The 12,903-nt window shown below is 62.0% G+C and carries 10 protein-coding genes; 5 read left to right on the forward strand and 5 right to left on the reverse strand.

Translation table 11 applies throughout. From position 1 onward, the window contains the following. Positions 1-5: 5 nt before the first annotated feature. Positions 6-920, reverse strand: coding sequence for a LysR family transcriptional regulator (locus PQQ52_RS26855; RefSeq protein ID WP_408218115.1), 915 nt, complete (start codon positions 918-920; stop codon positions 6-8). Positions 921-1,048: 128 nt separating this feature from the next. Here PQQ52_RS26855 and PQQ52_RS26860 point away from each other — a divergent pair, with 128 nt between their 5' ends. From PQQ52_RS26860 to PQQ52_RS26875, 4 genes are all read left to right on the forward strand, one after another. Further along, a complete protein-coding gene (locus tag PQQ52_RS26860; RefSeq protein ID WP_408218117.1) occupies positions 1,049-1,690 on the forward strand; it encodes a glutathione S-transferase family protein in 642 nt (213 codons plus the stop codon). 39 nt (positions 1,691-1,729) lie between these two features. Beyond that, the gene (locus PQQ52_RS26865) at positions 1,730-3,901 is read left to right on the forward strand and encodes a 2Fe-2S iron-sulfur cluster-binding protein (protein ID WP_408218120.1); all 2,172 of its coding nucleotides are present in this window, start codon (positions 1,730-1,732) and stop codon (positions 3,899-3,901) included. 183 nt (positions 3,902-4,084) lie between these two features. After that, the gene (locus PQQ52_RS26870) at positions 4,085-4,363 is read left to right on the forward strand and encodes a hypothetical protein (protein WP_408218147.1); all 279 of its coding nucleotides are present in this window, start codon (positions 4,085-4,087) and stop codon (positions 4,361-4,363) included. Between the two features lie 19 nt (positions 4,364-4,382). Beyond that, the gene (locus PQQ52_RS26875; protein WP_408218123.1) at positions 4,383-5,174 is read left to right on the forward strand and encodes a phosphate/phosphite/phosphonate ABC transporter substrate-binding protein; all 792 of its coding nucleotides are present in this window, start codon (positions 4,383-4,385) and stop codon (positions 5,172-5,174) included. A 9-nt stretch (positions 5,175-5,183) separates the two neighbouring features. Here PQQ52_RS26875 and PQQ52_RS26880 read toward each other — a convergent pair whose 3' ends face one another. The 4 genes from PQQ52_RS26880 to PQQ52_RS26895 all read right to left on the reverse strand — a co-directional run bounded on the left by PQQ52_RS26880 (position 5,184) and on the right by PQQ52_RS26895 (position 11,051). Next, positions 5,184-7,196 (reverse strand): acetyl/propionyl/methylcrotonyl-CoA carboxylase subunit alpha, encoded by a 2,013-nt coding sequence (locus PQQ52_RS26880; protein WP_408218125.1) that lies wholly within the window; start codon positions 7,194-7,196, stop codon positions 5,184-5,186. Positions 7,197-7,275: 79 nt separating this feature from the next. Then, positions 7,276-8,061 carry an enoyl-CoA hydratase/isomerase family protein gene (locus tag PQQ52_RS26885; protein ID WP_408218127.1) on the reverse strand — a complete coding sequence of 262 codons (786 nt, stop codon included), beginning with the start codon at positions 8,059-8,061 and terminating at the stop codon, positions 7,276-7,278. A 28-nt stretch (positions 8,062-8,089) separates the two neighbouring features. After that, positions 8,090-9,697 (reverse strand): carboxyl transferase domain-containing protein, encoded by a 1,608-nt coding sequence (locus PQQ52_RS26890; protein ID WP_408218130.1) that lies wholly within the window; start codon positions 9,695-9,697, stop codon positions 8,090-8,092. Positions 9,698-9,869: 172 nt separating this feature from the next. After that, positions 9,870-11,051 (reverse strand): isovaleryl-CoA dehydrogenase, encoded by a 1,182-nt coding sequence (locus PQQ52_RS26895; RefSeq protein WP_408218132.1) that lies wholly within the window; start codon positions 11,049-11,051, stop codon positions 9,870-9,872. Between the two features lie 278 nt (positions 11,052-11,329). On the opposite strand from PQQ52_RS26895, the gene PQQ52_RS26900 reads away from it, so the two are divergent. Beyond that, a complete protein-coding gene (locus tag PQQ52_RS26900) occupies positions 11,330-12,058 on the forward strand; it encodes a TetR/AcrR family transcriptional regulator (protein ID WP_408218134.1) in 729 nt (242 codons plus the stop codon). Positions 12,059-12,903: the final 845 nt, after the last annotated feature.

The following is a 12,903-nucleotide window of genomic DNA, read 5'->3' on the forward strand; positions in this document are numbered from 1 at the left end:
CTGCGTTAACCGAACACCTGCGGTTCAAGCCTTCTCCTGATCACGTCAATCAACGCGCGTACCTTTGCCGTCGGATAACGGGTGGGCGGAAACACCGCGTGTATGCCCTTGGGCTTGCCCGACCAATCGGGCAACAGACGAACCAGCCGGCCCGCCGCCACGTCTTCCGAGATCGAGAAATCAGTCAGCAATCCGAAGCCACCGCCCGCGAGCGTCGCCGCACGGGCTGCATCGGCCGCATTCACCAGCATCGCGTTTTCGCACCGTACGCTTTGTTTTGCGCCTTTCACACGCTGCAAATCCAGCGTCAACGGATGCGGCAGGACCGACAGCGCGATATGCGGCATAGCAGCGAGCGCTGCCGGCGTCTTTGGCTTGCCCCACGTATCAATGAATACCGGACTCGCGACGATCCATTTGACGAAACCGCCAATTTTCACAGCCCGATAGCCCGAGTCGGCAAGTTGTCCCAGACGAATCGCTACGTCGATGCCTTCCGCGATCAGATCCACATAGTGGTCGTTGCAGACCAGTTCGATATCGAGCTCCGGATACGCGCTGCGCATCTCGACGAGCGCCGGCGCCACCACCAGCGATCCATAATCAATCGGCGCACTCACGCGCAAGGTGCCTCGCAGCGGCGCCGATTCGCCCGACACGGCCGATAGCGCTTCCTCGGCCGCCCGCAATATCTTGCAACTCGCCTCGTAGAAGGTCCGCCCGCTTTCGGTCACGCTGAGCCGCCTCGTCGTTCGGACCAGCAGGCCCGCGCCAATCTCGCGCTCGAGCCGCTGAAGATGCGTGCTGACCATGGTTTTCGTGAGTCCGAGACGCACCGCGGCCGCGGTAAAAGAGCCCGCTTCCACCACTGCAATAAAAATTGCAAGGCGGTTCAGATTGACATCCCGTATATCTGCCATTTTCCGATTGTCCATCTTTGATTGATTATGTTTTCTAGCTTAGCAGTCTTCTGCGCGGGGCCGCGGGACGGTAGGCTTACCTCATTCCAGCCGACGGATGTCGGCTTTTCCCGATTCAGGAGCTTTCGATGTCTGCCGCTAAACCCGCCCAACCGATCCGCCTTCACACCACACTGCTCTCGGGGCACGGACACCGCGTCAAGCTGTTCCTGACGCTACTCGATCTGCCGTTTGAATTGATCGAACTGGACATGCGTGCCGGTGACAATCGCCGCCCCGAATACCTGAAGCTCAACCCGTTCGGTCAGGTGCCGACAATCGAAGATGGCGACACGGTACTGTTCGATTCCAATGCCATCCTTGTCTATCTGGCGAAACGTTATGGCGACCCGTCATGGCTGCCGGAAGACGCGCTGGGCGCGGCCGCCGTGCAACGATGGCTTTCGCTCGCGGCCGGGCAGATCGCTTACGGGCCGTGCGCCGCGCGGCTGGTGACGGTATTCGGCGCGCCCCTCAATCTCGACACCGCGCAGAAGATTGCCCTCAAGCTGTTCGACGTGCTCGACGCGGAACTGGCCCGCAAACCGTTCGCTGCGGGAGACCACGTGAGCATTGCCGATATCGCCGCGCACACCTACATCGCCCATGCGCCGGAAGGCGGCGTATCGCTCGAACCGTACCCGAACATCCGGGCATGGCTTCGTCGTGTCGAAGCGCTGCCGCGCTTCATTCCGATGCCGGCGACAAAAGCAGGACGGCTTGCCGACTGAGCGAAGACAAAACGCACGCAGCAACAACCCGAGCCCGTCATGTCTCAACACTCTCCCAGCACGCCACGCGGTTGGGGCGCCGCCGACTCGCCCTTTCACGCCGCCGAGCGCATGGCGCAGCGACATGCAGGCGTGAGCGAGGAGGCGGAGTCGAGCGGTCGTCGAGGCATTCGCCGCTATATGCCGGATCAGCATCGGCAGTTTTTCTCCGAGCAGCCGTTCATGGTGTTCGGCGGTCTCGACGCAAACGGGCAGCCGTGGGCGACCCTGCGCGCGGCCGAACCCGGGTTTGTGTCGTCCCCTGATGCACGCACCTTGCGGATCGACGGCGGCGTTTTACCGGGCGATCCGCTGGCCGGACACTGGCAGCCTGGCATGATGATCGGTGGCCTGGGTCTGCAAGCGCAGACTCGCCGGCGCAATCGCGTCAACGGTGTCGTGTCGTCGGTAGATGGCGATACGGTCATGCTCGAAGTCATGCAAAGCTTCGGCAACTGCGCGAAGTATATTCAGAGCCGTACGCCGAGCTTCGTTGCGCGCGGCGAAACGAGCACGCGGACACCCGTTGAGATCACGACCGAACTCAGCGACGCGGACCGCGCAATGCTGGCCAACGCGGATACTTTTTTTATCGCCAGCGCGAACGTCAGCGAAGAAGCCGGCCCGGCTCGCGGCGCCGACGTTTCACATCGCGGCGGCATGCCGGGTTTCGTCCGCATTGATGACGCCACTACTCTGACAACACCCGATTTCAGCGGCAACCGCTTCTTCAACACACTGGGCAATCTGCTTCACGATCCACGCGCGGGTTTGCTGTTCGTGGACTTCGCGAGCGGCGATCTGCTCTATGTCGCCGCCCTCGCCGAGATCGTCTGGGACGGCGCGGACCTGGCCGACTTTCCTCTGGCCGAGCGCCTCGTGCGCTTTCGTATTACGGAAGTGCGGCGCAGCCGCGAGGCGTTGCCGTTTCGCTGGTCTGACGTCGCGTATGCCCCGCAGTTCGTGAGGCCCGCTTCATTGGCCGCCGCATCGCCTGCTTCATCGCCTGCTTCATCGCCCGCTTCATCGCCTGCTTCATCGCCTGCTTCATCGCCTGCTGCGGCGCGCCAGTCGCCGTGGAAGAAGCTCAGGATCGTTGCCGTGCACGAAGAAACGCCCACGATCCGCTCGTTCTATTTTGAATCAACGGACGGCGCGCCATTGCCGGACTATGAGCCCGGCCAGTACCTGCCGATCCGCGTGCCGGTCGACGGCGTGGACAAACCGCTCATGCGCACCTACACGCTGTCTGACGCGAGCAACCGGCAGCAGTACCGGATCACCGTAAAGCGCGACGGCGTCGGCTCCACCTGGCTGCATGAGCGCTTCGCCGCCGGCATGCAGGTCGATGCGATGACACCGCGAGGCGCATTCACCTACGATTCAGCCAGCCCGCGCCCGGCCGTGTTCATTTCCGCGGGCATCGGCATCACGCCGATGATCACGATGCTGCATCACGCAATCGCAGCGCGCGAGCCGCAGACGCAGCCCAGGCCGCTGCATTTCATCCATGGCGCGCGCAGCGACGGCGAGCGGCCGTTCAGTGCGCACTTGCGGGAACTCGCGGCGCGCCATCCCGCGATCTCGATGCACCTGTTCGACAGCGCCACCGACCCGGCCACCCACGCGCCTCCGGGCACGTTGGCCGGTCGCGTGAGCGTGGCGGAAATCAAGCGCGCACTTCCCTTCGACGACTACGACTTCTATCTGTGTGGTCCCGGGTCGTTCATGCGTGAACTGTATGAAGGATTGCGCGCGCTCGACGTCGCCGATAACAGAATCCGCTTCGAGGCGTTTGGACCGGCAACCGTCAAACGCACGCCTGCGAACTCACCGGCACTTAAGGAGGACACGCGAGACTCGGGGTCCGAAAACGCAGCGGAAAACGATGTAGTCGGCATACCCGTCACGTTCGCGCGATCGCAGCGCACCGTTCAATGGCGACCGAAGGACGGCACGCTGCTCGAATTCGCGGAGGCATGTGGCATCGTTGCACAGTCGAGTTGTCGCTCGGGAATGTGCGGCACATGCTCCACGCGCGTGTTGAACGGCCGCGTCGCTTACCAGGAAGCCACCGATGCCACCGTCGACGAAGACCATGCGCTCATCTGCATGGCGCGACCGGTTGCCGATGAGGTTGCCGCAACGGACGCTCTGTCACTAGAACTCTGAAAGACGGATCCGACATCCCGCCGCGTAATCCGATTACGCATGCTTCCACACAAATGCGTTCTGTTTCCGACCGGCAAGCTAAAACTCGCGCCGGGCATTTTCAGACCGAATGCCGGTTTTCCCACAGACAGAAAGCCTGCAGCCGGTCATCCTGACGACTCACGCATGCGGCGGGAGGTTGCCATGTCGGTATATGTCGATGAAGGATTCAGGCCCTGTGTCACGGAATGCGCGACCGTCGCATTCCGGGTCTGCTTTGACGATCGGCTGCAGATCTTCGAGGTCAGCGCCGAGGCCCTGATGAGCTATTGCGGCGCGGCGAGCAAACGGCGCGGTGACCTCCTTGTCGCGTTCGAAGACGCGCAACTGGAGATATTGAAGGTGGTGGAGTGCAAATGGCCTTTCAGAGAAACCGAACCCGTACGGTTGGGGCTCGACGAATTCCGAATGGTCAGACATTAGATATGCCAGAATTGCGTCCATGACCTGGACCGCCGCCCTGCCGATGTACAACGTGACGCCCGCGCTTGTCACCGCGTGGCGGGCGTTTCTGGGCGACGTCTTGCGCATGGTGAATCCGGCGTGCCGCATCGTCGAACCGGACGAGGAACTGCATACCTTCTGGCGGCGCCCTGACGTACTGCTCTCGCAAACCTGCGGTTATCCCTTGATGCATGGTTTAAACGACCACGTTCAGTTGATCGCAACGCCGCGATTCGATGCACCAGGCTGCGAAGGCGCGGATTATTCGAGCGTCGTGGTCACGCGAACCGAGGCGCCATTCGATTCGCTTGCGGCGTGCCGTGGCGCACGTGCTGCCTACAATCAGGACGATTCAAATAGCGGCATGAACGTGTTTCGCCATGCGGTGGCGCCGCTTGCGCGCGAAGGAGCGTTTTTCAGCACGGTCCTGCGCACCGGTTCGCATCTCGGATCGTTGCGGGCGGTGGCTGAAAATCGCGCGGACGTCGCGGCAATCGACTGCGTGACGTTCGCTTTTGTCTGCGATGAGTTGCCGGAACTGGCGCAAAAAGTTCGGCAAATCGGTGTGACGGCAGCATCGCCGGGTTTGCCTTTGATCGCCTCCAACAGCGTGCCGCCCGAGATGATCGAGACGCTGCGCGAAGCACTGAACGAAGCGCACCTTGCACAACCCGAGCGCGCCAAACGCCTGCGTTTGAAGGGCTTTTCCGCGTTGCCGCTGACCGAATACGAACGGATCGGGCAACTCGAAAACGAAGCGCGCGCCTTAGGCTACGCGCGCCTCGCTTAAGCTTCGCGATTACCCCACGTCCAGCACGAGAAGCTGCGCCCCATCGGCGACCTGATCACCGACTGCATACAGCACCTCCGACACCGTGCCTGCCGCAGGCGCGCCGATCGTGTGCTCCATCTTCATCGCTTCCATGACGATCAGCGGCGTGCCCTTCTCCACCACCGTGCCCGGTTCGACCAGCACGGCAATCACCTTGCCCGGCATCGGCGCGGTCAAACGACCTTCGCCGCCTTCAACATCCGCGGCATGCGCGAGCAGGTTCTGCCACTCGAACGCCAGCGCCTCGCCGAGGCAGAATACGTGGAACGTATCGCCTTCGATGAAAACGCGCCCTGTTACCCGCACATCGCCGATCGTCGCGCGGTATTCGTGCTGGCCTGTGCCGCTCGACCATGTGAAGTCCTCGCGCACGCCGTCGTGTTCGAGCGTTTGCGTGGCGCTGTCACGCGCGAACGTGACGGTGAAGGCGCTTTCGTTATCAACGTCACGCCAGCCGAGCGTCTGCGTGTAGCCGCTGTTCAGGCGCCAGTGCGACAGTGCGTCCCACGGCGACGCGCCATGGGCGGTACCACCTTCGCGCGTCAGCAACGCAGCGCAGGCGAGTGCCAACGCTTCCTTGAACGGTTTTTTCGCGGGCGCGAACAAGGCATCGTGATGACGCTCGATCAAACCCGTATCGAGATCGCCGGTCGCAAACGGTTCGCTCGTGACGATGCGTTGCAGGAACTCGACGTTGGTGTGCGGACCGACAACTTCACAGGCACGCAGCGCGCGATTCAGACGCGCGAGCGCCTCTTCACGCGTCGCGCCGTGGACGATCAGCTTGGCGATCATCGGATCGTAGAACGGCGTGATGGTGTCGCCTTCGCGCACGCCGCTGTCAATGCGTACCGGCGCTTTGCGGCCCGGCTCGCCGATGGAGAATTCAACACCTTCAGGCATGCGCAAATGCTTGAGCGTGCCGGTGGACGGCAGGAAGCCACGCGCCGGATGCTCGGCGTAGAGTCGCGCCTCGATCGCATGGCCGTCGATTTTCAGCTGTTGCTGCGTGAGCGGCAGCGGTTCGTCAGCGGCGACGCGCAGTTGCCATTCCACCAGGTCCTGCCCCGTCACCATTTCCGTCACTGGATGCTCGACCTGCAGGCGCGTATTCATCTCCATGAAGTAGAAATCACCGGTGCTGGTCATGATGAACTCAACCGTGCCCGCACCGACGTAATTCACCGCACGCGCGGCGGCCACTGCCGCTTCGCCCATCTCGCGCTTGATTTCCGGGGATAACCCCGGCGCCGGCGCTTCTTCCAGCACCTTCTGATGACGCCGCTGCACCGAGCAGTCGCGGTCGAACAGGTACACCGCGCCGCCGTGACGGTCCGCGAACACCTGCACTTCCACGTGACGCGGGCGCGTCAGGTACTTTTCGATCAGCACGCGATCGTTGCCGAAACTGCTGGCCGCCTCGCGTTTGCACGACGCCAATGCCGCCACGAAATCTTCAGTGCGTTCGACGACCCGCATGCCCTTTCCGCCGCCACCCGCGCTCGCTTTCAACAAGACCGGATAACCGATTGCATCGGCTTCGCGATGCAGCAACTGCGGATCCTGATCGTCGCCGTGATAGCCCGGCACGAGCGGCACGGCGGCCGCATGCATCAGTGCCTTCGCGGCCGCCTTCGAACCCATCGCGGCGATCGCTTCGACCGGCGGTCCGATGAACACGATGCCGGCCGCTTCGCAGGCGCGCGCGAAGTCTTCGTTTTCCGAGAGGAAGCCGTAGCCCGGATGCACCGCCTGCGCCCCGGTTGCGCGCGCGGCTTCGATGATGCGCTCGACGCGTAGATAGCTTTCCGCCGCGGTCGATCCGCCGATATGCACCGCCTCGTCACAGGCGGCCACGTGTTTCGCGTTGGCGTCCGCATCGGAATACACGGCCACGCTCGCGATGCCGAGCCGCTTGCAGGTCGCAGCGACGCGGCATGCAATTTCGCCGCGGTTGGCAATCAGGATCTTGTTGAACATGAGGTGTCTCGTTCCGTTCTCGGGCTGTTGTTCTGGTGAAGGCCGGCATGCGCCTCGGAATATGTGCCTTCGTGGCGCCTCAGTTGCGCCAGGACGGTGGGCGTTTTTCGAGGAACGACGCGACGCCTTCACGGCCTTCCGCACCGGCTCGCGTGCGCGCGATGCGCGCCGCCGTGTCCTCGATCATGGCCTCATTCAGTTCGTGCCCGGCGATGTCCTGCACGAGCTGCTTGCAGGCACGCACCGCCTGCGGGCCGTTTGCGCACAGCGTCCCGGCGATCTGCTGCACGGTAGCGTCGAGTTGCTCCGCACTGACCGCTTCGCTGACAAGGCCCAGGCGGAACGCCGTCGCGCAGTCGAACTGTTCGGCGGTCGTAAAATAGCGACGCGACGCCTGCTCGCCCAAGGCGCGGATCACGTACGGCGCGATGGTCGCCGGGATCAGACCGAGACGCGCTTCCGAAAGGCAAAAGCGCGCGCTGTCCACCGCCACGACGATGTCGCACGCCGAGATCAGGCCCATGCCGCCCGCGTATGCGTCGCCGTTCACGCGCGCGATCACCGGCTTGTTGCAGCGAAAGATCGACGACAGCATGTTCGCCAGCAGCATCGCGTCGGCACGGTTCTCGTCGTCCGAGTAACCGGCCATCTTCTTCATCCAGTTCAGATCCGCGCCCGCGCAGAACGCTTTGCCGTTCGCGGCGAGCACGACCGCGCGCACGTCATCACGCGCGTTCAGTGCCGTGAAGGCCGAGGTGACTTCGGCGATCATCGTTTCGTTGAACGCGTTGCGCACGTCCGGCCGATTTAGCGTGACCGTGGCAATCTGACCGGCAAACGCGAGATTCAGCGTTTCGTATTGCATCGTTGCAACTCCTGCGCCTAGCGCTCTGTCACATTCTGAACACGCCGAAACGCGTGTCTTCGATCGGCGCATTCATCGTCGCCGAAAGGCCGAGGCCGAGCACGTCGCGTGTTTGCGCCGGGTCGATCACACCGTCGTCCCACAGACGCGCGCTCGCGTAGTACGGGTGGCCCTGATGTTCGTATTGCTCGCGGATTGGCTGCTTGAACGCCTCTTCCTCTTCCGCGCTCCACGAACCGCCCTTGCCTTCGATACCGTCACGCTTGACTGTGGCCAGCACCGACGCCGCCTGCTCACCGCCCATCACCGAGATACGTGCATTCGGCCACATCCACAGGAAGCGCGGCGAATACGCGCGGCCGCACATGCCATAGTTGCCCGCCCCGAACGAACCGCCGATGATCACCGTGAACTTCGGCACCTTCGCCGTCGCCACGGCGGTCACCATCTTCGCGCCGTTACGCGCGATGCCCTCGTTTTCGTACTTGCGGCCCACCATGAAACCCGTGATGTTCTGCAGGAACACCAACGGAATCTTGCGCTGGCAGCACAATTCGATGAAGTGCGCGCCCTTGAGCGCCGACTCCGAAAACAGAATGCCATTGTTCGCAATGATGCCGACCGGATGCCCCCAGATATGCGCGAAGCCGGTCACGAGCGTGGTGCCGTAGCGGGCCTTGAATTCGTCGAACGCGGAATCGTCGACGATACGCGCGATCACCTCGCGGATATCGAACGGCTTGCGCGTATCGACAGGAATCACGCCGTACATGCTCTTCACGTCATAGCGCGGCGGCTTCGGCTCCTGCAACGCCACCGGCACCTGCTTCGATCGATTCAGATTGCCGACGATGCTGCGCGCAATGCCCAACGCATGCGCGTCGTTCTGCGCAAGGTGATCGACCACGCCCGACAGCCGCGTATGCACGTCGCCGCCGCCGAGGTCTTCCGCGCTGACCACTTCTCCGGTTGCGGCTTTGACGAGCGGCGGACCGCCCAGAAAAATCGTCCCTTGATTCTTGACGATGATCGACTCGTCGCTCATGGCGGGCACATAGGCGCCGCCTGCCGTACACGAGCCCATCACGACGGCGATTTGCGGAATGCCTGCCGCCGACAGATTCGCCTGGTTAAAGAAGATGCGGCCGAAGTGATCGCGATCGGGGAACACGTCATCCTGATTCGGCAGATTCGCACCGCCCGAGTCGACCAGGTAGACGCACGGCAAGTGGTTTTCGGCAGCGATTTCCTGCGCCCGCACGTGCTTTTTCACAGTGACGGGATAGTAGGTGCCACCTTTGACCGTCGCGTCGTTGCAGACGATCACGCACTCCTGCCCCGCGATCCGGCCGATGCCGGTGATGACGCCCGCGCCCGGCGCGTCGTCGTTGTACATGCCGTAGGCGGCGAGTTGTGAGAACTCGAGAAACGGCGTGCCGGGATCGAGCAGTTTCTCGATCCGCTCGCGCGGCAGCAGTTTGCCGCGGCCCGTGTGTTTGTCACGCGCTGCTTGCCCGCCACCCAGCGCGAGTTTCTCGATCTTCGCGCGAAGATCGGCGACCAGCGCTTCGAGCGCCGCCGCATTGGTGCGGAAGTCGTCCGAGCGCGGATTCAGCTTTGATTCGATAATCGGCATTGCCTGACTTCTCCTATTCGCCGCTTTTTGTGGCCTGCGGTGGCGCTGCGCTGGGTCTCACGCGTTGTAGTACACCAGGGCTGCAATGGTCCGCAGCGCGCAATGATCACGCGGTGGTTCCGCATTAGTCCCGCATTGATCCATTAAGCACCGCGATACGCAGCGCTGCGACTCAAGCCGTTTCGGCGAACAGCTCGCGGCCAATCAGCATGCGACGGATTTCGCTCGTGCCTGCGCCGATTTCATAGAGCTTGGCATCGCGCCACAAACGGCCGACCGGATACTCGTTGATGTAGCCGTTGCCGCCCAGGATCTGGATCGCCTCACCTGCCATCCAGGTCGCTTTTTCAGCGGTGTAGAGAATCACACCCGCGCAGTCTTTACGCACCTGGCGCACATGTCCGTTGCCGAGCGTATCGAGCTGCCGGCCCACTGCGTAGAGATACGCACGACATGCTTGCAGCGTGGTGTACAGATCGGCGACCTTGCCTTGAATCAGCTGGAATTCGCCGATCGGCTGACCGAACTGTTTCCGGTCGTGGATATACGGCACGACTGCGTCCATGACCGCGACCATGATGCCGGTCGGGCCGCCGGCGAGCACGGCGCGTTCGTAATCGAGGCCGCTCATCAGCACCTTCACGCCGCAGTTCAGCTGACCGAGGATATTTTCTTCCGGCACTTCCACGTTCTCGAACACCAGTTCACCGGTGTGGGAGCCGCGCATGCCGAGCTTGTCGAGCTTTTGCGCAACCGAGAAGCCCTTCATACCCTTCTCGACGATAAACGCGGTAATGCCGCGTGAATTCGCTTCGAGATCGGTTTTTGCATAGACGACGAGCGTGTCGCAATCCGGGCCGTTGGTGATCCACATTTTCGTGCCGTTCAGCACATAGTGGTCGCCCTTCTTGTCCGCCCGCAGCTTCATGCTGACGACGTCCGAACCCGCGTTCGGTTCGCTCATGGCGAGTGCGCCGATGTGCTCACCGGAGACGAGCTTGGGTAGATATTTTTCTTTTTGGGCTGCTGTGCCGTTGCGATGAATCTGGTTGACGCACAGATTCGAGTGCGCGCCGTACGAGAGACCGACCGATGCCGACGCGCGCGAGATTTCCTCCATCGCGATCATATGCGCCGTGTAGCCCATATTCGCGCCACCGTATTCCTCCGAGACCGTCATGCCGAGCACGCCCAGGTCGCCGAATTTGCGCCACAGGTCCATGGGGAACTGGTCGGTGCGGTCGATTTCCGCGGCCCGCGGGGCGATTTCTTTGGCAGCGAATCCGGCGATGCTGTCGCGCAGCATTTCGATTTCTTCGCCTAGCGGGAATTGCAAACCGGGCAGGTTGCTCATTGCTGTGTCTCCAGAGTTCGTTGGCGGCCGGTCAGCCAGGGTGGGCGCGGCTCGTCTGAGTGCGGCTCAGCGGACGACAGCGGCCTTGTGGGCCGCCTTCATCGCCCCACACGAGACGCGAAACGTTCAAGGCGCATTTCACGCTAGATTTACGTAAGCGTCAATAGGTATTTTTGAGTGTCACTCAGAAATGGACTGATGCAGCGCAGACGCCACCATAGCGTGATAGGATCGCCGTCATCGGGGTTATCGCCCCTACAAAACTGAACTGGACTCATATGACGGTTGCCATGAAGGCTGAGTTACCTGCCTCGCGCCGCCAGCCGGCCGGGCGCAAGTCGCAGCAGCGCGTGAAGGAGATCTTGCAGGCGGGGCGCGACGTGTTCTCCGAAAAGGGCTACGAGCGCGCGACGACGGCGGAGATTGCGCAGCGCCTGGGCATTTCCGAGGCGACCGTGTTCAGTTATTTCCGCGGCAAGCGCGAGTTATGCGCGCGGGTGATCGGCGACTGGTACGACGAGATCATTGAAGCGATCGAGTCCGGTTTGCCGCGCGATGGCAACGTGCGGCAGCAATTTGCTTTTATTGTGCGCACGCATTTGCGGTTGATGCTGGTCAATGGCACTGACCTGTGTGCTTTGGTGTTGTCCGAGGGCCGGGCTCGGCATCATGAGTTGAGTGAGGCGCTGACTGAATTGCAGCGGCGGTATACGGCGCCGTTGATGCGGGTATTGGCGCAGGGCCAGGAGACTGGTCAGATTCGGGCTGATATGCCATTGAGGTTGCTGCGGTCGATGGTGTTCGGGCCGATGGAGCATGTGCTTTGGGATGCCACTTTGGCCAATCGGCACATTGATATTGACGCTACCGCGGATCAGTTGATCGATGTGTTGTGGGCTGCGCTTATGCCGCCGGATTTGGCGGTTAGTGCTTTGCAGCAGTTCAGGGTCGAGGTGGGGGAGGCTAGCAGGCGGTTTGAAGAGGCTGCACGTGGTGCTGGTGGGTAGTGGTTTTTTTTGCCTGTGCGGCGCTTGTTTGTCTGTTTGTCTGTGGTGTTGGCGTTTCCTTGATCTGGGTTCTTTGGTCGTTGGCCTTTCCTTGAATTGTTATTGGTTTATTAGCGTCGCCCCTGTGCGGGGCAGGCACCTACTTTTCTTTGCCTGCTGCAAAGAAAAGTAGGCAAAAGAAAGCAGCTCAAACCGCTAATTTTTAAGCGGATCCCTCGCGCAGTGGCGGTAGTGGTGCATCTGGAATCCGTGCCCTCGCACACTCCACCTTCGTGACAAGGCCGTCATACTTCCGGCGGCGCTGTGCGCACCGAAGCGCACTTCATAAAACCAACCACTACGTTTTCGTACTCGCGTTTCACTCAGTATCGTGACGTCGATTGTCACCGTCACTGCCACAGCCACTGCCACTGCCACAGCCACTGCCACAGCCACTGCCACTGCCACCGTCACTGCCACCGTCACCGTCCCCGTCACAGCCACCGCCATCGCCATAGCCACCGCCATAGCGCGGTCACCGCGATTGCAATTGCGGCGCAGCGACGTTTCATCGGCCCGCGTTTCGTACGTCCATTTGCTGGCGGAACCTGTCTTTGAGCACCTGGGTGTTTCGCCGAGGCGGAGCCGATGGGTCCCCGCCACGGCCCGAACGAAGCTCTTGGTCTCCCATGCAGCCCCTTCCGGCGAGCACGTAGTGCGAGGCGGGAAGCATGAGCGCCTTGTCACGAACGCGGAGTGTGCGAGAACACAGATTCCAGATGCACAACTACCGCAACTGCGCGAGGGACCCGCTTAAGAATTAGCGGTGTGAGCCGCTTTCTCTTGCTTACTTCTCTTTGCGGCCG

Origin of the sequence: Paraburkholderia sediminicola, assembly GCF_046030555.1 — a bacterium.
Lineage (GTDB): Bacteria > Pseudomonadota > Gammaproteobacteria > Burkholderiales > Burkholderiaceae > Paraburkholderia > Paraburkholderia sediminicola_E.